Here is a 23,651-nt window from a genome sequence, read left to right on the forward strand (position 1 = left end):
GCGAGATCAAAAGATCGCAGCCTTCGGCAGCTCCTACAGTGAACGTGTGCAACCGCCAGGGATTGCTCGGCTCATCAGCCGCCATCGCTGGCAAGCCAGCTCCCACAAGATCTGAGTGCATTTGCGATATCGTCGATGCCCAATAGATAGCTATCGCGAGCAGGCTCACTCCTACAAGAGCAAGGGCGAGATCAAAAGATCGCAGCCTTCGGCAGCTCCTACAGTGAACGCGCCCGCCATTAGGCCGAGTGTCAGCTCGCCTGCTTTTGATCTTGATCCACGGGCGACGTCGGAAGGCTGAGTGGAGGGATTGATCCGGGCGTGGGAGCGCAGCGACCGTTTGGCGCAGCCAAACACAGCGAGAGGAGGTGCAGCGAAGCAAACCGTAGGCGCTGCGCCCGGATCGGTCCCGGAGCGAAGGAACCCCGAGCGTTAGCGAGTGGGCCGCACGTAGGAGCAAGCGTTTTTTTGCTTACTTTTTTTAGGCGTTTGAAAAAAAAGTGAGTCGCCGTCAGGGCGAAACCCTAAGCAGCCGTTGCCGCAGGAATGGATATGTACTCAGCCAACCAGAGAATCATCGCCAGCAGGCTGGCTCCCACAATTGGAACTGGGTACATCTGCCAGAGATTGATCGGCTGTAAGGCCGCCATCGCTGGCAAGCCAGCTCCCACAAGGTCTGAGTGCATTCGCGATATCGTCGATGCCCAATAGATAGCTATCGCGAGCAGGCTCACTCCTACAGGTTTAAACCGGTTTCGACCGAGAGAGCCTGGTCGGCTATCAGGCCGCCAAGCTCAACAGCAAAAACCTCACTCCGCCTCAGGATCAATCTTGTTCTGGGTCAAATACCGATTCAACACATCATCCTGCGAAGGCGTAGAACTGTCACCCGCCACCTGCCACAAATGCCGCTCAATCCCCTGCGCCACCATATGCCCCACCGCCGCCTCAATCGCCGACAACACACACAACTGCGCCGGCTCATTCGTGGTGTAGCCAACCTCCGCCTCAAGCAACTTCTTGAACTCGATAAACTTGAAAATCCCCGCACTGCGCGCCACCGAATAAATCGTCTTGCTGGTCATCACATTCGCCAACACCTGCCCGCTACGCACATCCACCGCACGCAAATTCACCGTCACCTGATCCACCCGATACTCACGCTGCAGATCAATCCCCAAATACCGCGCCCCTTCCCCACCGCTACGCACATTGGTGTCATACGCGATGATCCCGCCCTCAAGCATCATGTTCGCGGCCTGCAACGGCGGCAGCTCACCCTGAATATTCACCGGCGTATTCGGCTTCTTCTGCGACGCGCGAATGATCTTGCGCTCGGTCAACAGGTTCTGCAGCCCTTCCCGCTCCAGCACCACAAACCAGCCACTGGCCTGCATCGCGTCCATCAACATCGACGCCGCACCCTGGGTCACGCTGGTGGAAAACGAACTCGCCGGCGTCGGCTTGTACTGCCCGGTCTGATCACGGAAGCCGTACACCACCGCCATCAACCGGCCCTTGGGTCGCGGCATTTTCAGCAAGTCGTAATAAGTCGAGGCCCTGGGGGTCAGGGTCGGGGTTTCGGTGTCCTGCTCGGCCGACATCGGCTCACGCAGACTGCACCCTTGTAATGTCGCCAACAGCAGCCCTAACGCGATGATCTTTTTCATGTCCGTTCTCCCCGGAACCGTCAGCCCGTCATGGGTTGAGGCCGTTCACCTGAATTTCCGAAACCTCACCGGTCGCTCGATCGGTCACTTCAATGCTCAGTGCCCCGGAGTCGTCGATGACGTTGACGATAAAAGAGTCGGTGGACAGGCTCCCCGTGTTGCCGGTGGAGATGTTGTCCAGCAACTGCCCTAGCAGCCGCGATTGCAATTGACTGGTGAAGCGCTCCAGCGCCGAGGTGCCGGCCACGGTCGAACGGCTTTTCAAATCCGGATCGTCGTGATCGTTTTGCGCCTGCGCGTTGTTGAGCAACCAGGTGCCGTTGAGCGGGTTGCCGCCGAACGACGGGTTGACCGGCGTGTAGACCAGTTCAGTGGCCTGGACAGCGGCAGCGCTGGCGAGCCCGATCAACAACCCCGAGATCCACAATCCGCTGCGCCGTGAGAACGTTGTGCTGTTCATAGTTCGTCCTTCTCAAGGTCGGTGGTGTCCTGCAACAGAGCCTCCAGCTTGCGCTGGACAACCTGGCGTCGAACCCAGTCGGCGGCGTCATACGCCTCGTCCTTCAGTTCCACGGTGTTCGGCGGCAGGAAGCGCCGATAAACCAGGCGTTGCTGATATTCCACGGTCACCAGGCTGCCCCAGCGCGCGTCGGGCCGCTCGCGCACCACCAGGTTGAAATCCATCGGGCTGGTGTCGCGCAAGCGTTCACTGAACGAGTAATAAAAGTCGTGGCCGATGTGCGAGATCGTGTCGTCGACGATGAAGCCCATCATTTCGTCTTCTTCACCGGCGCTGGCGCAGCACGCCACAGCGGTAAAGATCAGCGCGCACCACCACTGACGAGTCATGGCTGCAACGCCTGCGGCAAATTCGACTGGCCTTTGGCCGGGCCATTAGTGCCTTCGAGGAAGGCTTTTTCAGCGACGAACTGCCAATCGGAATAACGCTGCATGCCATCGAAATCCGACCACTGCGTCGGGAAGTCCGCCTGCTTCAAAGGCAGCTCGGTCGACGGGCTGTTGAGGCCGGTGATGCGTCCGTCAAAACCGCGTTGCAGCGCCCATTCACCCTGACCGATCGGATCCGGATAGAGCTGACGCAAGTGATGCTTAGCCTCAGGAAAACGCTGATCGTCGAGCAGGTCTTCAAGCTCTTTCGGGTACTGCGCCAGCCCCGGCGAGCTGCGGTAGTAGCTGCGCAGCGCCTGTGCGTATTGGGTGCCGACCCAGAGCAACTGACGCTCGCGGTCGCGGCGTGAAGCGGTCGACCACAACTCGCCGGCACTGGCCAGGCCCATGCCCATCACCACAATCAGGAACAGCACGCCCAGGTAAGTGAAACCACCCTGCTGCGCACGGTTACCACTCGGAATACTGGCTGCCATCACGCGCCCTCCCGGTAGCACCGCTTTTGATGTCGGCCACGCCGCCAGCCACACCGTCCGGTGGCGCGATCAGCACCCACTGGTCTTTGCGTTCGGTGATCGGATCGAGTGGCGCATTGCGCAGGTAACGTTGTTCGATCAGTTGCTCGATGGAATCCGGATAACGCCCGGTGTCGCCGTAAAAGTGATCCAGCGCCTCGCGCATCGCCGACAGGCTCTGGCGCAGGGTGGTTTCCTTCGACGCTTCGAGGCTGTTGAAGTAGCGCGGCAGCGCGATGGTCATCAGCGTGGCGATGATCGCCATCACCACCATCAGCTCCAGCAAGGTAAAACCTTTTTCCCGGCGCATGAGGTTCACCACTCGCGGTAGGCGATGCCGTTGAGGCCCTTGCCCCGGGCGTGGGAGTAGACGTCGAACACGTCCTCGCCATCGCGCGGGTTCTGAGCCGAACTGTTGTAGGCGCGCACGCCCCAACCCCCTTCGTCATCACGTTTGGCCGTCACCAGCGGATCGCGCGGGATGCGGCGTAAAAAGTAGAACTTGGCGCCTTTGGCACTGCGCACATCGCGCACGCCTTCGACCAGCACTTTCAGGTTCGGCGGGTAGCCGCTGCTGTTCAGCGACTTCTCGATGTAACCGGCATCGAAGGCACGCTTGTAGGCATCGATGGCATCGCGAATCTGGTACAGCGCGTTGCGCAATTCCTGCTCCTTGCCACGCCGCACCAGGGTCTCGGTGAGTGGCGCGGCCATGCTCGCCAACAGGCCGATCAGGGCCAGCGTCACCACGACTTCGATCAGGGTGAAACCGCGTTGGGAGGCGTTCATGATCAAGGCTTCTCGACGGTGACGCGGGTGGTGGCCACGGCCGATTCACCGACGGCACGCGGCTGCGCGGCCGGTGACGGCATCACGTAGCTCTGCGAACGATCCGGTGCCTGGATGTGCATGCTGGTTTCGGTGCCGGTGGAGAACTCCATGTCCGACGGGCTCTGATACGGCAGGTTGCGCACGATCCGTGGGGTGATCGACAGCACCAGTTCGGATTTGCCGATGGTGTCTTTGTTGCTGCCGAACAAGCGGCCCAAGCCCGGAATGTCGCCGAGGCCCGGAATCTTGTTGCCGGTAGCACCGTGATCGTTGCGCACCAGTCCGGCGAGGATCTGCGTTTCGCCGTCGTGCAAACGCAGCGAGGTTTGCGCGTTGCGGGTATCGACCTGCACCGGGATTGTGCCCTGACGGGTCGGTTCCAGCGGCGTGGCGTTACTCACTTCCAGGGCAATCTTGATCGCCACTTCGTTGTTCAGGTGCACGGTGGGCGTCACTTCGAGCTTCAGACCGACATCCAGATAGGTCACGCTTTCAGTGATCACCGGCCCCTGTGTCGACGGCACCGAGGTCGCGCTGATGATCGGCACACGCTGACCGATGTGAATGCGCGCCTGCTCGCGGTTGCTGACGCGAATTACCGGGCTGGCGAGGGTGTTGATGTCGTTGTCCTGCGCGTTGATCTTGGCTTGCGGCGATGGGCCGATGGTGATGCGGTCAGAGTTGATGCCTTTGAGTTGGCCCAACAGCGTCACCGGCGAACCATCGGAGTTGACCACGCCGAAGGTGCTCGGCCATTGCAGGCCAAGGTCGAGAATGCGCTGGGTGGCGACTTCCATCACCTCCACTTCGAGCACCACTTCCGGGTTGGACTGGTCTTGCGATTGCAGGAGTTTCTCGGCCATGCGCACGGCGTCTTCGGTGTCGCGCATGGTCAGGGTATTGAGGCGTTCGTCGACGAACACATCGCGGGTCTTGAGCATGGTTTTCACCATGTTCAGTGCGGTGTTGGCATCGATGCTGGTCAAGTAGAAAGTGCGCATCACCAGTTCCTGGTAATCCTTCACTTTCTGCGGCGAATCCGGGTAGATCAGCAAGGTGTTTTCGTTCACCACTTTCTGGTGCAACTGGTTCTGTTGCAGCAGCAGGGTCACGGCGTCTTCGATGCGCACGTCACGCACGAAGATCGTCGCTTTCATGTCCGGGCGCAGGTCTTTGTCGAAGATAAAATTCAGACCAGCGACCTGCGACAGCACTTCGAAAATGGTCTTGAGGTTGGCGTCGCGAAATTCCAGGGTTACCGGGCGATCAAGCTTGGTGCGCAGTTGCGGATAGGCAATCACGTTGCGGCTCTGCACCAGACGAATGTTGCCTTGCAGCTCCAGCGCACCGTCGTTGTTCGGGTCGAGTTCGAGGATCTGTTTGACCTGACGATCGGCGCCATAAATATCGCCGCGACGCAGGTCGCCACGGGCCAGCTCGAGTTTTTCGTCCATGCTGCGCAGGTAATCCATCTGCTTCAGGGCATCCTGAGCGCGGCGGTTGTTCGGCTCGATGGTCAGCACTCGTGCGTAAGCGATACGTGCCGAGGCGAAGTCGCGACGCGAGCGATCGGTGTCGCCGGAAGTCAGCAGCGCGGTGATCGCCTTGGCCCGGCCGCTGTTGAGCAGCAAGTGCAATTCGGTGTCGCGAGGATTTTCACGCAGACCTTCCTCGATGCGGGCCAGCCCCGCCTCGTACTGACCCTGTTCAATCAGGTCGGCGGCTTCCTTGTTGGCCACTTGTGCAGAACTGCACGCGGCCAGCCCGGCGCACAGGCCCAGGCTCATCAGCAAACGGGAACGGTTCATTGCGTACTCCCCACAGACAGGGTCTGCGACAAATGCAAAGGCAGGTAGACCAGGCTCAATTCCACATCGGAAATGCCGGTGATCTTCCAGGTGTCGTCGATCACATCCCCGTTGCGCACGACGTAGATTTTTTCGCCGTTCTGCAAAAACACTTGCAGGTCGCTGCGGTCATGCAGCCTGCCGACGAACTGAAACGGCACCGGTGGCAGGCTCGGGGCTTGCACCACTGTGGCCGGGTTGATCGCTTGTTCGGTGACCGTGGCCAGGGTCGGCGCGGCCTTCCAGGATTTCGCCGCGAACAGATCGCCGGCCGGGCTCAGGTCCTTGATCGGCGCGTCTTTGGCCTTGGCACTGCTGGCTGGCAGCGCACCACGGGTTTTCCCCGGTGTGGCGACGGCCACTTCATTGGAATCGACGTCTTCGCTTGGCGAGAAATACGCCGGCAACCACGCCAGCGCGGCCGCTACGCCGAAGAACGCCAACCAACCTGTCACGCGCTTGGTATTCATCATGACCTCGACAGGTAAAGGGTCATACGGATCCGGCCATTGAGGTCGGTGTCGCCAATTTTCTTGCGTTGCAACTCGAGGTCTTCCACCACCACCGCTGGCAACTGGCCGAGCAAGGCGTGCACAAAGCGGCGCAGTTGCGGGTAGCTGCCGCGCACTGGCAGAAGGATCTGATAGCGCGCCAGATGGGTTTTCGGGTCGACGCCGAGGGCATATTCGCCACGCGCCAGAGTGATGTGCTCCTGGGCTGCGAGGGCGTAGATGCGGTCGATGGCGACGGTGGCTTGCGGCTGCGCCGGCAGTTTGTTGCGGAAGTCGTCGAGCTGACGTTGCGGCACCACCGGCGGCGCGATACTGCCGTCTTCAACCTTGGCCAGGTACGCGGTGGCTTCCTGAGTCTGCTGGCTGAGGTGCTGCAACGATTGCCAGCCCGGCAGCAAGCCACCGAGTGCCCAAGCCACGGCGACCAGCAGCAGCGCCAGCCCGGCCAGGCCTGGAATGCCGAGGCCTTGCAGGTATTCGTGGACGATCAGTCTAGGGATTCGCATCGCCCATCTCCCAAGTCGCCGACAGGTTGAATTGCACCGGTTGTTCCGGCGATTTGACGACGATCTCGTGGCTCAACAGCGAGACGTCGGACAGCTCGTCGCTGGCTTCCAGACGTTTGTGGAAGTCGAGCATCGCTTGCAGATCCCGCGCTTCAGCGCTGATGCGGACCTGGCCTTTGCGCGCATCCGGGGTCAGGCTGAGCAGTGCGACGTCATCGCGCGGCATCGCTTCGAGCATGGCGAACAGGCGTTCCCACGGCCGGCGCAGTTGCTGCGAGACTTTGCGCATTTCGGCGAGGTTTTGTGCCTGCTCGCGGGTTTCCGCCGGGCTCAGGGTGGACTTGGCGCCGTTGTCGCCGGTGAGCTGGCGCTGAGTGGTTTGCAGGTGGCCCTGTTGCTGTTCGGTGTGCGCGTCGAGGTGCTGTTGCACGCCAAAGCACAGCAGCGCCAGCAGCACTCCGCCGCCGAGCAAACTCCAACCTAATGGGCCGGAACGAGGACGTGGCTGGAAGTCGAGATTGAGCGCGCGCATCTCAGGCCACCGCCCGGGACATGACGTACAAGCCGTCACGCACAGTCATCGAGTCATCTTCAAGGGTGCGCAGTTGCACACCCGCCACGTCCGGATGCGCATCGAGGCGCGCCGGCGCATGCAGATACACGTTGAACGCACGTTCGCTGGTCGAGGCTTGCAGCTGCCGTTCGCGACCGATCAGGGCATTCAACGCGGCATCGCTGTCGCTGCCGCCGACCGAACGCACACCGGCCCAGCGCCCTTCCCTCGCCAGCAACAACACACTGCGTTGCGGCTCGGCGACGACGAAGAGGAAGTCGCCGGCATCGAGGCTTTTGTCGAAGCGGTTGAACGCCGCCATCAGGTACGGCTGCACCGAGCGCAGGCGCAAACCGCGACCGCTGACCAGCGTGCGCAGGCGTTCGAGCAAGTCTTGCGGCAAGGCGCTGGCGATGCGGTCGTAACCGGCTGGTTCGGCGGACAACACCAGACTCCACGGCTGGGTTGGTGCACCGAACAGGTCTTCGAAACACAGTTGGGCGAAACCACGCAGTTCTTCCGGGCTGCTGATCTGCGCGCTCCATGGCACCAGGCAGAAGCGGCTGAAGTGCCCGGAGATGACCACGCTCAACTCGGCACCGGCACCGGCGTGTTCACCGAGCAGGCAGTCGAGGGTGTCCAGCGCCACCGCGTAGCTCTGGAAGCCTTCGTCGATGTAGCCGACGCTGCCCAGCCACAGGGTGTCGCTGCCACGCCGTTGACCGAGGCCAACACCGCTGGCGCCGAGCACGGCGACAAAACGCTCACGAGATAAATGTGACACGGTTGATCTCCTCCAGCGTGGTGCGACCTTGTTCCACCAGCTCCAGCGCCGATTCGCGCAGCAGGCGCAAACCACGGGCGCAGGCCAGGGCTTTGATTTGTTTGATCGGTTGGCGCTCGACGATCATCTGGCGCAGTTCGTCGTCGAGGTGCAGCAACTCGGCAATCGCCGTGCGCCCGCGATAACCGCTGCCCCGGCAATGGCCGCAGCCCTTGCCGTGGACGAAGTGGTAATGGTCGACTTTCTGCGGATCGAGGCCGGATGCGCGCAGCTCTTCATCGCTCGGATTGACCGGCGCGCTGCAGCTGGCACAGACCAAGCGAATCAGACGTTGGGCGAGAATCGCGTTGAGCGCCGAGACCAGGCTGTAGGGGTCGATTTCCATTTGGGTGAAGCGACCAATCACGTCGAAGACATTGTTGGCGTGGATGGTGGTGAACACCAGGTGACCAGTGAGCGCCGATTGCACGGCGATCTGTGCGGTGTCCGGGTCACGGATTTCGCCGACCATGATTTTGTCCGGGTCGTGGCGCAGGATCGAGCGCAAGCCCCGGGCGAAGGTCAGGCCTTTTTTCTCGTTGACCGGGATTTGCAGCACCCCCGGCAATTGATATTCGACCGGGTCTTCGATGGTGATGATCTTGTCCACGCCATGGTTGATCTCGGTGATCATCGCGTACAGCGTGGTGGTCTTGCCGCTGCCAGTCGGGCCGGTGACCAGCACCATGCCGTAGGGTTCGGCAGCGAGGCGGCGTAACTGGCGCAGGGTTTCATCTTCAAAGCCCAGCGCCTGCAATTGCACGCCGCAGACCTTGTCGGCCAGATCCTGTTTGTCGAGCACCCGCAGCACCGCGTCTTCGCCGAAGATGCTCGGCATGATCGACACGCGAAAGTCGATCTGACGGCCACTGATGCCGATTTTGAAGCGACCGTCCTGGGGCACGCGTTTCTCGCCGATGTCCAGTTCGGCCATGACCTTGACCCGCGAGATCACCTGCTCGGAGAACTCCGTACCCTGGACCTTGCTGATGTTGTTGAGCACGCCGTCAATGCGGTACTTGATCACCAGACCGTTGCCGGTGGTGCCGAGGTGGATGTCGCTGGCGTGCATTTTCAGCGCGTCGTAGAGGGTCGAGTTGACCAGTTTCACCACGCTGCTGGCGTCTTCGCTGATGCTGGTCAGCGACAGGCTTTGCAGGGTGTCGATTTCGTGGTGAGTGTCGCCTTGGGCGTTGAGCGATTCGACGGCGTGGAAGCTTTCTTCGTGGCGGGCCAGATAGGCCTTGAGGTCATCGGCGTGGACCAGATGCAGCGGCGCGCCGTGCAGGCAGTCGTCAATCCAGGCCAGCCGCGCCGGGTCGAAGGGGTCGGCAAACACACCGATGACTTCGTCGTTGTGGCGCAGCAGGATGAATTCACGTTTCAGGCATTGTGCGAGGGTGACCCGGTCAAACACCGGCGTCGCTTGAAACAGGCTGTCGGTGTCGAGCACCGGGTAATGCAGGGTGGCGCCGAGGGTATGAATGAACGGCATCGGCGCCATTTCACAGAGTACGCCGAGGGCTTCAAGCACGCGTTCGCCAGAGGTGGCGGCCCGCGCCCGGGCCTGGGCAAGCTGTTCACTGGAAAAGCGCGCGGGGGCGCTTTCGGCCAACAGCGGTTCGACGACAACGGACAGACGTTCCATGGCTTGCTCTCCAACCGGGGCTTAGTGCCCTGTCGGCGCGGCAAACCTTGGCGGCAAGTGCCGGAACGTCTGATCGCGCCATTACTCCCCGGTGAGCATTTGATCGTCGTCCGGTGCCATGGCGTGCAACTGTCGTCGCCGATCCGCCAACACCCAACTGCCATCGTACAACTGCAACGGGAAGCTCTCGGTCCTGCTCTGGCGTCGTTCGACAAAGCCCTCGGAAGGGCTCGCACCGGGTTTCGCTTCACGCTTGATGCCAAGAAGGTCGCAGACCGCTCGGGCCAGTTCCGCCAATGGAAACGGTTTGAACAGGATGTGGCTGACCCCCAGTTGCCGCGCCCGCTCACAGACTTCAGCGGTCGGGTGACCCGTTATCAGCACAAAATGGCACGTCCTGTTCTGGCGGACTGCGTCGAGCACCTCAAAGCCTTCCATATCGGGCAAGCGGTAATCGAACACCAGCACGTCCGGGGCAAAGGTTTCGGCCAGGCCGATCGCCGTCGCTCCGTCATGTGCAATCCGGACGTCCAGCCCCTGCGCCGACAGATAATCCTGAAGGTTTTGTGCAAGCAGCTGTTCGTCTTCGACAACCAGTACTTTGTTAACCAAGGTCGACTCCTTGAAACAGCAGGTCCGATGACCCCGCCCTGAGAGTGCGCCTTACACGTGGTAACGCACACTTCATGCCAGGCTGAGCGCCGGTAATTTTATCTCTTCATGTCCTTGAAATTAATGACAATGCCCGCTCGTCCCGGTACCCCGTTCCCCAGAAACGGGGAAGCACCTGAATGGGCATCGAAGCCATTCCCCACTATTGGGGGGGAACCTTCAATCGTCGTCAATTCGTTCGATCCTGTTCTGCACCCGTAATTGCGCGAGCACCTGACGACGAGCCTGGGTCTGTTGCTGTCGGGCGAGCTGTGCCCTGACTGTATCCAGCCCCTGCAAATCTGGGACATCGGCGGCCTCCAAGTGGTTCGGCAAATAAATCAGGTGCCAGCCGAACGGTGAACGTAGCGGTTGGCTGGCAAACGTGGCGCCGTCGACTATCGAGGCGCGCATTTGCATCAAGCGTAGACGCGCCGCGGCATCTGTGGCGGCATCGGCGTGCGCGGGTACGCGGATCAGTTGATGCCGGGGTTGCAAAGTGTTCGCCCGGATCAACTCGGCGAACACCTGCTGCGCCGCCAGTTCGCGGCGGGTGTACTCGGTGAAGGAAGCCTCGTCGAAACCGGCGTCCTGCAAGCGGCGGAGGAATTTGTCCGTGCCGCCGATGGCGCTGCGGGTTTGCTCAACCTGCTGAAGCACCCTGTGCGGGTCGATCTGCACCCCGCGTTTCTGCGACTCTTGCCACAGCAGCTCCTTATCGATCAGCGTTTGCAGCGCTGTTTGGCGCAGCTGTTTGTAGGCTTTGGGATTGCGAATGCTCGCCACGGCGCGGCCCTGATCTTCCAGGTATTCGGCGAAGAAGCGCTCGAAACGAAACCCGGAGATTTCCTCGCCGTTGACCCGCGCCACGGCCGCTTCGTTGTTGGCCCACGCCAGTGGCAGCCAACAGCTCAGCAGCAAGATCAGCGTTGTGCGTTTCATGATCGGGCCCTCCGTTCAGGGGCTGGCAACAATCGGTTTATAAGGCGCGACCAGATAGAAACGCTGATCGGGCAAATCCACGGTGACCACATGGGCGCCGCTCAAGCCCAGACGTCGGCCGGGGCCGAAACTCAGGCGCGGGGTCAGGCCGGTGTCGAAGTCATGCAGGCCTTCCAGCGCCGCCACCAGTTTCTCGCGGCTGGCGTCGCGGCCGGCCTGTTTCATGCCTTCGCTGAGCAGCAGCATCGAGGCGTAGGCGCCGACTTGCAGCACCGCGTGCTGGGCGCCAAGGCCCTGACCTTCGCGCAGCAGCGTCAGGGCCATGCGCCCGGTTTGGGTCCAGTCGCTGGGCACGAATGGATAAGCAAGAAACACCCGCCGGGAAAATCCCTCCGGCACTTGCAGCAACTCACCCGCAACCTGGCTCGAAGCGGCGAACAGATACGGCACTTGCCCGGCGCTTTGCAGCCTCGTTGCCAGACGCCCGAAACCGCCACCATTGCCCAGATAAAACACCGAGCGCGAGCCCAACGGCAGCGCCTCCGCCGCCGGGTCGTAGGCTTGCAGATGGACTTTCTGCCAGCCGTGTTCCTGCAAGTATCCAGCGAGGGTGGTGGCCGCTTGCGCCTGCAACGGGTCGTCCGGATAGGCAATCAGCGTCGGCCCTTGCAGCACGCGCAGGCTGGCCGTGGCGTAGTCGGCCAAGGCGATCAGTTGCTCGCGCAGGCCCGGCAACGGCTCGAAAATCTGCGGACTGGCCTGCATCGAGCCGAGCAACGACAGCGCGCCGATGAGCGGCACACCGGCCTGTTCCAGACGCATTCCCAGTTCGCTGTCGAGGGCCGGCGCCAGCGGCGCGATTAATGCGAACACTTGTTCTTGCTCGATCAACTGCTGCAGGGCTTGCTCGGCGCTGGCGCGATCCGGGCCGGGATCGATCACCGTCAGGCGCAGTTGCCGCCCATGAATGCCACCGGCCTGATTGATCCGCGCAACACTGCCGTTGAGCACCGCTGCCACGGTCATGCCCTCCTCGGCCAGCGGTCCTTGGCTGGGCAGCAAGGTGCCGAGGTGCAAGGTTTGCGCCTCAAGGCCGGGATCACGCTCATCGGCCAGGCGTTTGAGATAGGCGGTGAGGTTGCGCTGATCCTTCATCGACAGCACAAAGCGCGGCATGCTCGGGTCGAGGCGATTGTGGCCGGGGTCGCGGCCCTGCTCGATGACCGTCGCCAGCGTGTTTTCGGTGTACGCCGGATAGCTGCGCCCGTTGACCTGTTGCTGACCGTAAGTGCTGGTCAGTCGCGCCCAGTTCAGCGGCGGCGGACGCACCCCGCCTTCGGGTCGACCGAGGCCATCGGCGCCGTGGCAATTGGCGCACGGCAGGCTGGTCGCCGGCAGCAACACATCCGCCGCGCCGACCCGCGCCATGATCGCCTCGCCACTGGCCGACAAGCCCTGACGGTACAGGCGCTTGCCCGCCGCCTCTTCCGGGGTCAGCGGCGCAGCACCCGCGCCAAGGCTGAGGCCAGCGAGCAGGATCAGGGCGAGTACGCGGCAGCGGTTCATGGCGCGGGCTCAGCGACCGGCCACGGGCATTGTCAGCAACTGCAAGCGCTGGGCAATGGCGGCGGCCGGGGCGTCGGGACGGATCTTGCTCCAGCGTTTGTTGGCGACATCCCCAACGATCAACTGCGTCGAGTGCTGCTCGGGCGTCGGCACGATCTGGCCGATGCGACTCAGCACCAGATCCATCTGCGCCTTGTCGCCGGTAAGAAAAAGCCAATGAGGGTCATCGGAACCCTGCTTCAAGGTGTAAGCCTTGAGCACCGCCGGCGTGTCGCGCAGCGGGTCACTGGTAAGGGAAATGAAGGTGATGTCCGGCGCCTTGTCGCCCAGCAGCTCGCGGACTTCCTTGAGCTTTTGCGTGATCAGCGGGCAGGCATCGTTGCAACTGGTGAAGATCACGTTGAGCAGAACGATGCGGTTTTGCAGCGCGTCGCTGTAGAAGCGCAACGTCTCGCCGTTCTGATCCTGCAACGGCGTGTCGGTGAACCAGGTTTTCGCGTCGTGGGTGCCTTTGGCCGGCGCGGCAGCCACAGCGGCTGGCGGTTCTGAAACGTGACCTTCGTGGGCCAGCGCGACGTTGCTGAGAATCCAGAAACATATGGTCAGGGAGATCCAGTCGAGCAGTCTCATGGCTGTTGCTCCATGGCGATGGCGGTGTGTTTGGCGTGGGTGCGCAGGCCGCTGAGTTTTTCCACTTCCTTGGCCAGCAACGCCGGATCGGTGAAGCCGTAGTAGCGCATCCAGTGGCGGCTGTCGCCGTCGCCGACGAGGATCAGCGGTTGATGACTCTTCAGGTCACCGCTGAAACTGCCGAGGCCCTTGAGGGTTTCATTAATCGATTGTGCTGAGCCGGTCAGCCAGCTCCAGCCCGGGCCGCGCTGGAAGGCGCGCGCATAATCCTGCAAGCGTTTCGGGTCGTCGCGTTGCGGGTCGATGCTGATCGACACCAGTTGCACTTCCTTGCCGACCCGCGCGCCGAGCTGTTTCTGCACCTTGCCCATGATCGACGAGACCACCGGGCAGACCGTGGTGCAACTGGTGTAGATGAAGCTCATGACAACGATTTTGCCCTGTACCAGGTCTTGTTCGAGGCGCACGGTTTTGCCGGTCTGGTCGAGCAGCGGCACGTTGGCGAATTTCACCTGGGTGTGTTCTTGCGTGCTGCTGGCGGGGGCTTTGTGCCCGGCGTGTTCGTCCGCCGAATGGGCGTTGGCATGTTGAACGCCGAGGCTCAACAGGCACAGGGTCAGCAGGCCACTGGATGCAAATCGGTTCATGTCGAAACTCCTCTTCAACGGGCCTGGCCGGGGGCTACCCGAACACTGGCAAAGGTCTTGTCATCGAAAGCGGCACCCAGCGATGCCGCGCGCACATGCAGGTACCAGGCGCCGCTGCGGTCGAGGGTGATCGGTGCTTCGTACACGCCGTCGGCGACTTCCAGCGCCGCCACTTCACGCGGATGCGAGGTGGGCGCGAGGTAGTAGCGCAGTTGCACGTCTTTGACGCCGCTGCGTTGGCTTTTGTCTTTGCCCTGAACGATGCGGAAGCGCACGACGTAGGGGTCGTTGAGCGCTACGGCAGTCTTGTCGAGGAGGAACTCGACTTTCGGCTGGCCGAGGTGTTTGGGCTGTTTGCCGTCGCTATCAATCTGCGCGGTAAAGCAGTGAATGATGTTCGGTTGATTGAGCAGGAACGCCACGTCGAAACGCCCCGCTGCCGGCAGTTTCACCCGTGCGCTGTACAGGCCCGGCGAGACTTCGCGCAGGCTGCGATCAATGACCATGGCGGCGCGGGCGATCTGGCCACGGTTGGGGTAACCGGACATCGGCGCGTTCATGCCTTCGGCGTAGAAGTAGGTGGTGTTGTCCACCGGGTTGACCACGAATACCGCGTTGTCATCGCGCGACACCGCGAGGCTGGAGGCCAGCGGCAGATCCCCGGCCAGACGCGGCGCTTGCGGGCCGGCTTCGAAACCCTGGCTGATCGGCTGGCGGCCTTCGCCGAGCGAGGACAGGTTGATCATGGTGACTTTTGGCGAGGCGAGTCCGCGAATGTAGGCGTAGGCCAGAGTGAACACCACTTGGTAGGGTTCGGCGCTGACGTCCAGATCATGGATGGCGCTGTTGGTGGCGGCATCGATGACGCTGGCGCGGTTTTCCACGGTGTTGAGCACCACGCCGAAGCGGCCGTCGGCGCTGAAGCCCATCGGGCCGAGGCCTTGTTGCAGTTTGATCACCCGGCGAATGGCGTGGGTGCTGGCGTCGATCACGGTGACGGTGCCGTCCTTGCCATCGGCCACGTAGACCGCGCCGGACAGCGCCGAGTAGGCGACTGACAGAGGATGGGAGCCGGTTTTGATCTGCTGGACGATGTTCAGGCTGGCAACGTCGACCACGCTGACGGTGCCGTCGTCGCGGTTGCTGACGAAGGCGAAGCGGCTGTCTTTGCTGAAGCTGATTTCGTGGTGGCCGCGACCGGTCTGCAAATACTTGAGGGGTTTGAGGCTTTGGCTGTCGATTACGGTGACGCCGGAGTCTGCAGGTTTGCTGGCGTTGTTACCGACCCAGAGCAGGCGTCCGTCCGGTTGCAGGGCGACGCGAAACGGTTGGCTGCCGGCGCTGATCGAGGCGATGACTTTGAATTGTTCGCTGTCGATCACCGCGACTTCGCCGGCGGTTGGCATCGAGACGAACACGCGTTTGTTGTCTTTGGGCGTGACCCAATCCATCGGCGGTTGCTTGAGTTCGATCCGCGCGAGGGTGCTGGTGATGCCGGCTACGGACACTGATGGATCGACCACGGCGATGCTCGCGTCGCGGTTCATCACCAGCAGGAAATAGCTGTTGAGGTCGAGCAACGGCCGCGCGCCGATGTTGGACTTGAGGAACACGCCGACCCGGGCTTTGCAGCTCTGGTCACGGCCCTGGGCCTTATCGGCAGCGAGGGTTTGCGGATCGACCCAGGCACCCGGGGCCACGCCGGACAGAGGCTGGCCGGAAGCGCTGTCGCGGATGCGGAACTGCACATCGGCGAACTCGCCTTCACGCAGTTTGCCGTCGGCGGCCAGTGGCTTGAGATCGAAATCCACCGCCACACCGTCACGGTTTAGCGTCTGACCCGCGCCGGTTTGCGCCAACGCAATTTCACTCAGCGTCAGCAACGCCCCGGCCATGGCCAGCGTGCAAATCCCGATGATGTTGATGATCCTGTTCATACCACCCTCCGCTACGCATTCCAGCCAAACGACGCGATCCCTGTGGGAGCGAGCCTGCTCGCGAAAGCAATCTGCCAGCCACCACACCTGTTGCCTGTGCCGCCCTCTTCGCGAGCAGGCTCGCTCCCACAAGGGATTTGCATTCATCCCGCATCCTCACTGCCAACCGCAGCCCCTTGTAGGAGTGAGCCTGCTCGCGATGGCGTCATCCGCCTCACCATCGAAAACCGAGCTGCCCCAATCGCGAGCAGGCTCACTCCTACAGGGGATTGGCATGCATCCCGCCAACCTCACTGCCAACCGCAGACCCTGTGGGAGCGAGCCTGCTCGCGAAAGCAATCTGCCAGCCACCACACCTGTTGCCTGTGCCGACCGCTTCGCGAGCAGGCTCGCTCCCACACGGGATTTGCATGCATCCCGCCCCTCACTGCCCACCACCGGCCCACTGTAGGCCTTCGCCTGCTCGCGATGGCGTCATCCGCCTCACCGTCCGAAACCGGGTTGTCCCCGATCGCGAGCAGGCGAAGGCCTACAGGGGATTCGCATTCATCCCACCGTCCTCATTGCCAACCACCGCTCTGTAGGAGCAAAGCTTGCTCGCGAAGCTTTTAGTGCCACCGCCATTCCAGAATTGAGGCGCGGCCTTCGCGGGCAAGCCTTGCTCCTACGGGGTCGGTGCCGGTTCCGGTTCGTTGGTTACGCGCAGCAGTCCCCATAATCCGGAGGTGTTGCCGTAGGCCGCGTAGTCGCGGAACAGGTAGTCGCCGGGGATCGCGTTGCTGCCGCCGGCGCTCGGGATCATGAAGCTGAAGTGCGCGGCCGGCAGGATGCTTTCGTGGGCGCCGATGTACATCGACATCGGGTTGTAGCCGAAGCGCACCGAGCCCACGCCCGGCGAGCCCATCGGATAACCACCGACATCGCTCTTCTCGGCCTGGAACGGGTTCACCGACCAGACGTGCCCGTCGAGCTGGAACGTGGTGCCGCGACTGCCACCGCTCGGCATCAAAATATGCGTACGGAACGGCTGCCCCGGTTTGGCATAGAGCACCGGCGTCTGCGGATCGCCACCCACCAACGCATTGCTGTAAGCCATGTGCGCATTGACCATGTCGCCATAACCCGCGCCATCGGCATGACCAAACGGCGCGTCCGGGGCGAGGCCGAAGCGATACCACAGCGGCTCGGTCTTGTAGTTGATCGCCATGCTCGAGTTGTCCTGCGGATCGGTCGGCACGCCGAAGCCTTCAGCGGCAATTCCTTCCACCGGCCGGCCATTGGCCCAACGAGTGTTCAACGCCTTGTGCCAGACCATCGCGAAGTCGCGGTAGCTGGTCTGCCCAGGCGCCGTCACCGTTGCGTTGACCTTGCGTGCATCGTCAACCCAGGTCGCGCCGATCGGCAGAATACTCATCGCCCCGCCAAGACCTTTTTGCGGCTGCTTGATCACGTCCGCCGGGGTGATGTTCAAGCCGCCGAACTCCACCGCCGTGGCGTTGATGTTGTCGACGCTGCGGCCCAGTTGCGTCACCGGTTTGCCTTCACGCTCCAGGTGCCCGGCGTAGTACTGATAGGTACGGGTCGGGTACGCGCCGCTGTTGCCGACGCGCGGTGGCACGGTCTGGATCGGGTTGGCGCCGACGTTGGCACCGTCGGATTTGGTGATGTCATACGCCAGCAACTGTGCGTGCAGACCGACGTGGCTGGACGGCCGCATCAGGTTGTTGCTGAAGGTGGTCGAGCCCAGCCCGCTGTTGCGATCACGCTTGACCATGCCCTGCATCACTGCGGTTTGCGTCAGGTCGGGCATCACGCTCGGCAGACGGTTTTCCAACGTGATGTTGATGCAATCCCCTGCCGCCGCACGCAGCACCAGCGGTTCAACCGGGATGCCGGGTTTCAGCTTGCCGCTGAGCGGATCCAGATCGGATTTACGCACGTACAGGATCGCGGTCGGATCATGCAGCGGCCCGCTCTGTCCGCCAATGGTGATGGTTTCGCCATCCTCCGGATCGGTCACGGTGACTTGTGGAATGCTCACCGTGCGCGAGTTCAGCACCAGGGTGCCACCCGCCGGATTCAGCGGCCCGCCGACATGCTGCCCGAGTCCTTCGGGATCGCCGATGGTCAGGCCCAGCGAGTTGCCGAGGATGTCGTTGGCCAGCGCCGCCACCACTTCATAGTTGCGCTGTACCGTCGGCCGCGTGCCGATGCCATTAGGGTTGGCACTGATCCGTGGGCAACTGCCCTCGAACGCCACGGTGTTGCGCATGCCCGCCGGGCTCGGGTTGTTCGGGATGGCGAACAGGTCGGCGCGTTTGGCGGTGTAGTTGCGCATCACGCCCCAGATACCGCTCCAGTAGCCTTCGATCGAAGCGTCCATCGAGTACAGATAGTCGCCCGTGGTCGCAGCGGAACTGGAGAGCATCGACACCGGCGCAATGAAGCCCATCTGCTCGGAGATGCCGATCATTTGCGAGGCGCGCCAGCCGGAGTTGGAGCTGTTGCCGAACCCGGAACCGCTCTGCAGCCATTTCACGCCGTGCAGGGTGACGTTGTGCTCTTCTTCATGGCCGCCGGCATGCACCCGCAGCCGCACGTTGTCGCCGGTGTAGGTGCGCAACATCGGCGTGAACGGATCGCCCGGTTCAGCGCCGCCCTTGTTGATGTGCGGCGGGAACAGCGTAGTGCCGCCGGTTGGGCCGGTGGCGGCGGTGAGCAGATTCGGCGCCAGGTTCATCGCCGGAATTGCGCGGTCGGTGCGGCTTTGCATGGCGAACGACAGATCGCCACCGAGGCCGTCAGCCTGCATGCCACGCTTGCCATCCGGGCCGACCTTGTTCGGATCGTAAACGCGCAGGGCCAGCGGCTCGTTGCGATAGTTGACGACGAACATGCCCGGATCATCCACCGAAATCGCCTGCGGACATGGCCGGCTCGGGCAGCCCGGCACCTGACCGCCCTGCACTTCCAGCACGCCTTCAAGCAAGTTGCTGGCGTTGTTACGCACCGGCGGATTGATCGCGTAGCGGAAGCTGTCAGCGGTGGCCGGGAACGCCTGCGCATTCGGCACACCGTTGGGGCCGGCACCGACATAGACGCCAGCTTCATAGGCGTGCTGGAAGTCGCTGTATTCGAGGAAGAACTCGCGGAAGCTGTCGTTCTTGCCGTCGCCATCGAGGTCGCCGGTATTGATCACCGCTTGCCACGAGGTCGGCCCGCCGTCCTGGCGCGCGCCGCTGTACAGAGGCTCACCGGTTTCGGCGTGGAACCAGGTCGAACCGGCCGGTTCCGCCAACACGGTGGCGTACAGACCAATTTGCTGATGCGTCGATGGGCCCAGGTGGTCGTGAGTGAAAATGGTACCGAGGCCGCGATCGACGCCTTTAGCGTTGACCACCGGATCGACGAACCAGCGCTGCATCGCCGTGCGCGCACCGAGCCAATCGGCGCGGCCGTACTGGCCGAAGAACGGATGGTTCTTGGCTTTCGGGCAGGCCTGGGTGCCGTCGCGCGGATCAGTGCCGGCGCATTGGTTGAACTCGCGAATCGCGTGAATACGTTCCTGCACGGCGCCGGGCGAGAGCACGCCGTCCTCGTAGTTCCAGCCGTTGGACGAGCCGTCCGCCGAGGTCAGATCCCACTTCGGCAGGTGAATGTGCTGACCGATCACATCGGTCGGCGTGCGCACCTGATAGTCGTCCATCTCATAGGTGGCCGGCACCAGGTTGGTTTGCTGGTACTGCACGCAATCGAAAGTGTTCATGCGCATCACCAGCGGTTCTGGCGGACGCTGCTTGGTGATCACCGGCCAGGCGTCTTCCCACAGCGCGAGAATGCGCGCCTGCGGGAAGTGATAACCGACCTTGTTGTACACCGCGTCGAACTGAATGTTGGCGGCTTTGTAGATCCGAGGGCGGTCGGCGGTGAAGCTCGAGGCGCCGACAAAGGACATGCCGTCGATGCGCTCGCCGCTGGCGAACTCACCGCTGCCGGCGCTGCTGGTCAGGCGTTTTTGCCGATCGTCCATGCACGGTTCGTAGTACGGCGCGCCGGCCATTGGCAAGGCACCGTTGGTGCGGAACGCCTTGGCCACCACTTGATTGCCGGGCAACAAGGCATAGCTTGGATGGTCTTTTTTCGCGTGGAAGGCCATCGCCGCCTGTTCGACTTCGGTGCCTTCTTCCGGCAGGTAAATCGGTTTGGCGCGGGTGACTTCCTTGGAGAAATCCAGCGAGGTGGTCACGGTGTGCGCTTCGCCACCGGCCGAGACGCCGTCGAGTGTATGACGCTGCAAGCCACCGTCCCAACCACCGGACTGCGCCGGGTCGAGGTTGGCCCACAGCGCTTTGCCGCTGGCCTTGAGCGATTGCGCGGTAGCGGCGTCGAGCATGTCCAGTGGCGGAGTTGGTGGACGTTGGCCCACCGAACTTTCCATGCCACCAATCCAGAACGGATAGCCAGGGTTTTTCAGGCTGCCGTCGGCATTGCGGTTGGCTTCGCTGCGATCGACCAGCGCCAGCGAACCGATGGCTTGACCACCGCCATTGCCGCCATGGTGCTCACCATCGTCATCGCCCTCTTCTTCCTCCTCGTCGTCATCATTGCCGGCGATCAGGGTTTCGCCGATTTTCGGCACGACCACGACTTTGCCCGGCATCGGTGCCATGGCTTTGCCCGGCAGCGGCACTATCGCTGGAATCGGTGTGCCGGCGACGATTTCGCCATCAGGCAAGGCGCGCGCGCCGGTCGCCGGTTTACCGCTGCGCAGGGCAAACGGTTCGCTGTGATAACCGTCGGCGCCTTGCTGGGAAACGTCGAGCCGGGTGCCCTCTTCAAACACATCGTGCACCCGCCACATGGCCCACATGCCTTGGGCGAAGTGCGGATAGAAATGGCAGTGATAGATCGCATCGCCGGCCACGCGGTTGCGGTTGCCCGAGCCGCCGTTGGCGATTTCATAGGTGTAACCGGCGCCCGGACCGATGCCCTGGGCGTCGACGTAATCGGAGTTGTCGTCATTGGGGTTGAACAGCCACTGATGGCCGTGCAAGTGGAAGATGTGCTGCTCGTGACCATTGTGGGTGTTACGGAATTTGACGAAGTCACCGATGTAGCTGTGGTTGACGTTCGATGGCTCCGACGGATACAGCGCCATGGTCGCTTTCACACCGATCTGATCAGCGCGGGGTGTCTGGCCAGGGGCGATGTTCTCAAGCCCGGCGTTGGCCGGTACGTCCACCAGCATCGCCACGTCGCCGACGGTGTGCGAGCTGAGGAAGAATTCTTCGTAGGCGCACGAAAGGCAGTCGTGCATCGGCCCGACACCCAAACGGTTGGCCACCACTTCGGCGCCCATGCCGCCGGAGCCGTAGTTGATCATGAACGAGTCGCGGGTCGGCTCCAGCACATGAGCCATCACCGGATCAGCCCAGTACGCCGGAAACGCTTGAGTGGCAGCGGTTTCGTCCTGAAATTGCGAGGCGAAATCGCGGAACGCTTCCAGTCGATTTGGGATTGCCGGGTTGCGTTTGCCAACCGATTCCAGCGGATAAGTGCTGGGTGGGAAGCTGCCGTCGGCATTGCTGCCCATGACGATCGCATCGCTTTCGCTGGAAATGATTTCATTGCCGTCGACCATGCCGATGATCGGCGTGCCAGCCTTGCCTTCGCGCAACCACGGCTCGCGCTGTGGGTAGCGCGCCTGGTAGTCAACGATCGGTTGCCCGGTAGGTGCGCGGCCGGTGGTGGCCAGGCGCATTTCTTCCTCAGTGAGGGTGTTGCGATAGGTGCGGCCGCCCTTGGGCAGGACGACAACCTGGCCGAACAAGCCATTGGCGACGTTGCCGGCCGCGCCCTCGCCGCCAAACGTTGCGCCACGGCTGCTGACGGCAAACGCGCCTTCACGCTCGGCGTACAGGGTGTAAGAACGGCTCGCACCCGGCGGCACCAAGGTGTTGGCGTTACGCCCGGTGAACGAAGAAATGTCATCGATACTGTTTACCGCTTGCAGGCCATTGACCTGGAAACCGACGTGACGGTCAGCGACTTGCTCATCGACTTTGAAGTCTTCAGCCGCGTTGGCGTTTTCCACGCCCTCCTCTTCTTCACCTTCATTCTCGAAGTGCTTGTTCGGGTTGGCCTGATAGTCGAGCAGATTTTGCAGATTGATCGTCAAGCAATCACCCGCCGCCACGCGCAACACCAGTGGCCGTGGCCGCTTGTCCGGGCGCAGCGAAACCTTGCCCGGCACCGCTGAACCGCCGTAGGCCAGCGACATGTTGCGGTCATCAACGACGTCGCGGCGCAGGGCAAACATCATGCCGTTGATATTCTGCGCACCGAGGCGGTTGAACATCAGCGGTTGATCGAAGGCGACGACGTTGGCCACCAGGTTGCGCTCGCAACGTACGGCCGCGCCGGCCAGCTCGACGCTGAGCATCGAGGCCAGAATCAGCAGCCAGTTGAACAGAGACGGTGCGTGATGAATGCCAACCATGATCAGTAACCTCGTAGTGGGTGCTCTTGGGAACACTTCTCGACAAATGCCTCGGAGCAATCCGCGTGCCACAAAAAATTGCATTAGCGTTCAATCAGTTACCGCGACGACTTGAGAATCCGGGGCAAATCCCCCACCCCTTTTCCCCACTTTTCGGGTGTATCCGGTTTGCCCCGAAAGTGGGGAAACCGGGTTGGGGTCACAACGGCGCATCCATGGCCAACCCCTGCAGACGCCGGTACTGACGCAACACATTCGGTACATACCGCTGGGTTTCGGCGAACGGCGGAATCACCCGGCCACGGCTGAGCACCGCGTCGGGCCCGGCGTTGTAGGCCGCCACGGCGAGGGCGATGTCGTTGTCGAACAGGGTCATCAGGCGCTTGAGGTATTTCGCGCCGCCCTGGATGTTGGCCTTGGGGTCGTAGACGTCGGTCACACCCATTTCCCGCGCGGTGTCGGGCATCAACTGCATGAGCCCACCCGCGCCTTTGGCCGAGGTTGCGCCGGGGTTGTAGTGGGATTCTGCGTTGATCACCGCGTGCAGCAGCGCTTCGGGTAACTGGTTGACTTTGGCGGCTGCCGAAACCAGTTCCGCATAGGGTTGGTTGGCGATCATTTGCGGCTGTTGATCGAGGCTGGCCACAGGCATTTCAGCCTCGTGGATCACCCGTTCGTAGGTGCGTCCGGGACGGTGAACGTTGGACAGCACGTAGCTGCCCTTGGCGTCCACCGAGATGAACACATCGGCCTGCGCGGCGCCGCTGAGCAGCACACAACCGAGCAATCCGCTGGCGAGAAATTTCATGTCGGGCCTCCCCGGATCGGCCCCGATAAATTGGGGGAAATGCCCCAATGGCCGATCACGTTTGAGCCATACGCAAGCACTGTGCCGACTCTTGAAAGGCCCCTATCACAAGGGTTCCGGCGTGTGAGCAGGTTTTTAACGGGGGCTGAGCATGGCA

The 23,651-nt window shown here is 62.3% G+C and carries 20 protein-coding genes; all 20 read right to left on the reverse strand.

Features of this window, described 5'->3' with window-relative positions; translation table 11 throughout:
* Positions 1-809 precede the first annotated feature (809 nt).
* Positions 810-1,670 carry a CsgG/HfaB family protein gene (locus ACZZ0B_RS15410; protein WP_463545676.1) on the reverse strand — a complete coding sequence of 287 codons (861 nt, stop codon included), beginning with the start codon at positions 1,668-1,670 and terminating at the stop codon, positions 810-812.
* A 28-nt stretch (positions 1,671-1,698) separates the two neighbouring features.
* Complete coding sequence (locus ACZZ0B_RS15415) at positions 1,699-2,130, reverse strand: curli assembly protein CsgF (protein WP_463545677.1); 432 nt, start codon at positions 2,128-2,130, stop codon at positions 1,699-1,701.
* Positions 2,127-2,519 (reverse strand): curli production assembly/transport protein CsgE, encoded by a 393-nt coding sequence (gene csgE, locus ACZZ0B_RS15420; RefSeq protein WP_141126716.1) that lies wholly within the window; start codon positions 2,517-2,519, stop codon positions 2,127-2,129. The genes ACZZ0B_RS15415 and csgE overlap by 4 nt, the downstream gene beginning before the upstream one ends.
* Positions 2,516-3,055 (reverse strand): type II secretion system protein, encoded by a 540-nt coding sequence (locus ACZZ0B_RS15425; RefSeq protein ID WP_008086659.1) that lies wholly within the window; start codon positions 3,053-3,055, stop codon positions 2,516-2,518. Before ACZZ0B_RS15425 ends, csgE begins: the two co-directional genes overlap by 4 nt.
* Positions 3,030-3,404, reverse strand: coding sequence for a type II secretion system protein (locus ACZZ0B_RS15430; RefSeq protein ID WP_007919395.1), 375 nt, complete (start codon positions 3,402-3,404; stop codon positions 3,030-3,032). Before ACZZ0B_RS15430 ends, ACZZ0B_RS15425 begins: the two co-directional genes overlap by 26 nt.
* A gap of 5 nt (positions 3,405-3,409) precedes the next feature.
* On the reverse strand, positions 3,410-3,883 hold the full coding sequence (locus tag ACZZ0B_RS15435; protein ID WP_158832972.1) for a type II secretion system protein: 474 nt from the start codon (positions 3,881-3,883) through the stop codon (positions 3,410-3,412).
* 2 nt (positions 3,884-3,885) lie between these two features.
* Positions 3,886-5,733, reverse strand: a complete 1,848-nt coding sequence (locus ACZZ0B_RS15440) for a secretin N-terminal domain-containing protein (RefSeq protein WP_463545678.1) — start codon at positions 5,731-5,733, stop codon at positions 3,886-3,888.
* Positions 5,730-6,242, reverse strand: coding sequence for a hypothetical protein (locus tag ACZZ0B_RS15445; RefSeq protein ID WP_463545679.1), 513 nt, complete (start codon positions 6,240-6,242; stop codon positions 5,730-5,732). Before ACZZ0B_RS15445 ends, ACZZ0B_RS15440 begins: the two co-directional genes overlap by 4 nt.
* A complete protein-coding gene (locus ACZZ0B_RS15450) occupies positions 6,242-6,790 on the reverse strand; it encodes a GspMb/PilO family protein (protein WP_008086654.1) in 549 nt (182 codons plus the stop codon). Before ACZZ0B_RS15450 ends, ACZZ0B_RS15445 begins: the two co-directional genes overlap by 1 nt.
* Positions 6,777-7,322, reverse strand: coding sequence for a PilN domain-containing protein (locus ACZZ0B_RS15455; RefSeq protein ID WP_008086652.1), 546 nt, complete (start codon positions 7,320-7,322; stop codon positions 6,777-6,779). The genes ACZZ0B_RS15450 and ACZZ0B_RS15455 overlap by 14 nt, the downstream gene beginning before the upstream one ends.
* A gap of 1 nt (position 7,323) precedes the next feature.
* Positions 7,324-8,127 (reverse strand): hypothetical protein, encoded by an 804-nt coding sequence (locus ACZZ0B_RS15460; protein WP_463545680.1) that lies wholly within the window; start codon positions 8,125-8,127, stop codon positions 7,324-7,326.
* Complete coding sequence (locus ACZZ0B_RS15465) at positions 8,108-9,814, reverse strand: GspE/PulE family protein (RefSeq protein ID WP_463545681.1); 1,707 nt, start codon at positions 9,812-9,814, stop codon at positions 8,108-8,110. The genes ACZZ0B_RS15460 and ACZZ0B_RS15465 overlap by 20 nt, the downstream gene beginning before the upstream one ends.
* Before the next feature lie 81 nt (positions 9,815-9,895).
* The gene (locus tag ACZZ0B_RS15470; protein ID WP_008086646.1) at positions 9,896-10,426 is read right to left on the reverse strand and encodes a response regulator; all 531 of its coding nucleotides are present in this window, start codon (positions 10,424-10,426) and stop codon (positions 9,896-9,898) included.
* Between the two features lie 219 nt (positions 10,427-10,645).
* A complete protein-coding gene (locus ACZZ0B_RS15475) occupies positions 10,646-11,407 on the reverse strand; it encodes a SurA N-terminal domain-containing protein (RefSeq protein WP_463545682.1) in 762 nt (253 codons plus the stop codon).
* Positions 11,408-11,422: 15 nt separating this feature from the next.
* Positions 11,423-12,973, reverse strand: a complete 1,551-nt coding sequence (locus ACZZ0B_RS15480; RefSeq protein ID WP_463545683.1) for an ABC transporter substrate-binding protein — start codon at positions 12,971-12,973, stop codon at positions 11,423-11,425.
* A 9-nt stretch (positions 12,974-12,982) separates the two neighbouring features.
* A complete protein-coding gene (locus tag ACZZ0B_RS15485; protein ID WP_463545684.1) occupies positions 12,983-13,603 on the reverse strand; it encodes an SCO family protein in 621 nt (206 codons plus the stop codon).
* A complete protein-coding gene (locus tag ACZZ0B_RS15490; protein WP_463545685.1) occupies positions 13,600-14,250 on the reverse strand; it encodes an SCO family protein in 651 nt (216 codons plus the stop codon). The genes ACZZ0B_RS15485 and ACZZ0B_RS15490 overlap by 4 nt, the downstream gene beginning before the upstream one ends.
* Before the next feature lie 14 nt (positions 14,251-14,264).
* A complete protein-coding gene (locus ACZZ0B_RS15495; RefSeq protein WP_463545686.1) occupies positions 14,265-16,187 on the reverse strand; it encodes a YncE family protein in 1,923 nt (640 codons plus the stop codon).
* Between the two features lie 664 nt (positions 16,188-16,851).
* Entirely contained in the window at positions 16,852-22,686 is a 5,835-nt protein-coding gene (mnxG, locus tag ACZZ0B_RS15500; RefSeq protein WP_463545687.1) for a manganese-oxidizing multicopper oxidase MnxG, read from the reverse strand.
* 199 nt (positions 22,687-22,885) lie between these two features.
* Positions 22,886-23,494, reverse strand: coding sequence for a lytic transglycosylase domain-containing protein (locus ACZZ0B_RS15505; RefSeq protein ID WP_008087278.1), 609 nt, complete (start codon positions 23,492-23,494; stop codon positions 22,886-22,888).
* Positions 23,495-23,651: the final 157 nt, after the last annotated feature.

The organism is Pseudomonas sp. AC247, from assembly GCF_979258015.1.

Bases quoted from the DNA above. Each gene is read 5' to 3' on its own strand.
- mnxG (WP_463545687.1), bottom strand. From the start codon at position 22,686: ATGGTTGGCATTCATCACGCACCGTCTCTGTTCAACTGGCTGCTGATT.
- ACZZ0B_RS15455 (WP_008086652.1), bottom strand. From the start codon at position 7,322: ATGCGCGCGCTCAATCTCGACTTCCAGCCACGTCCTCGTTCCGGCCCA.
- ACZZ0B_RS15445 (WP_463545679.1), bottom strand. From the start codon at position 6,242: ATGAATACCAAGCGCGTGACAGGTTGGTTGGCGTTCTTCGGCGTAGCG.
- ACZZ0B_RS15485 (WP_463545684.1), bottom strand. From the start codon at position 13,603: ATGAGACTGCTCGACTGGATCTCCCTGACCATATGTTTCTGGATTCTC.
- ACZZ0B_RS15440 (WP_463545678.1), bottom strand. From the start codon at position 5,733: ATGAACCGTTCCCGTTTGCTGATGAGCCTGGGCCTGTGCGCCGGGCTG.
- ACZZ0B_RS15430 (WP_007919395.1), bottom strand. From the start codon at position 3,404: ATGCGCCGGGAAAAAGGTTTTACCTTGCTGGAGCTGATGGTGGTGATG.
- ACZZ0B_RS15410 (WP_463545676.1), bottom strand. From the start codon at position 1,670: ATGAAAAAGATCATCGCGTTAGGGCTGCTGTTGGCGACATTACAAGGG.
- ACZZ0B_RS15490 (WP_463545685.1), bottom strand. From the start codon at position 14,250: ATGAACCGATTTGCATCCAGTGGCCTGCTGACCCTGTGCCTGTTGAGC.
- ACZZ0B_RS15505 (WP_008087278.1), bottom strand. From the start codon at position 23,494: ATGAAATTTCTCGCCAGCGGATTGCTCGGTTGTGTGCTGCTCAGCGGC.
- ACZZ0B_RS15450 (WP_008086654.1), bottom strand. From the start codon at position 6,790: ATGCGAATCCCTAGACTGATCGTCCACGAATACCTGCAAGGCCTCGGC.
- ACZZ0B_RS15480 (WP_463545683.1), bottom strand. From the start codon at position 12,973: ATGAACCGCTGCCGCGTACTCGCCCTGATCCTGCTCGCTGGCCTCAGC.
- ACZZ0B_RS15495 (WP_463545686.1), bottom strand. From the start codon at position 16,187: ATGAACAGGATCATCAACATCATCGGGATTTGCACGCTGGCCATGGCC.
- ACZZ0B_RS15425 (WP_008086659.1), bottom strand. From the start codon at position 3,055: ATGGCAGCCAGTATTCCGAGTGGTAACCGTGCGCAGCAGGGTGGTTTC.
- ACZZ0B_RS15415 (WP_463545677.1), bottom strand. From the start codon at position 2,130: ATGAACAGCACAACGTTCTCACGGCGCAGCGGATTGTGGATCTCGGGG.
- csgE (WP_141126716.1), bottom strand. From the start codon at position 2,519: ATGACTCGTCAGTGGTGGTGCGCGCTGATCTTTACCGCTGTGGCGTGC.
- ACZZ0B_RS15435 (WP_158832972.1), bottom strand. From the start codon at position 3,883: ATGAACGCCTCCCAACGCGGTTTCACCCTGATCGAAGTCGTGGTGACG.
- ACZZ0B_RS15465 (WP_463545681.1), bottom strand. From the start codon at position 9,814: ATGGAACGTCTGTCCGTTGTCGTCGAACCGCTGTTGGCCGAAAGCGCC.
- ACZZ0B_RS15475 (WP_463545682.1), bottom strand. From the start codon at position 11,407: ATGAAACGCACAACGCTGATCTTGCTGCTGAGCTGTTGGCTGCCACTG.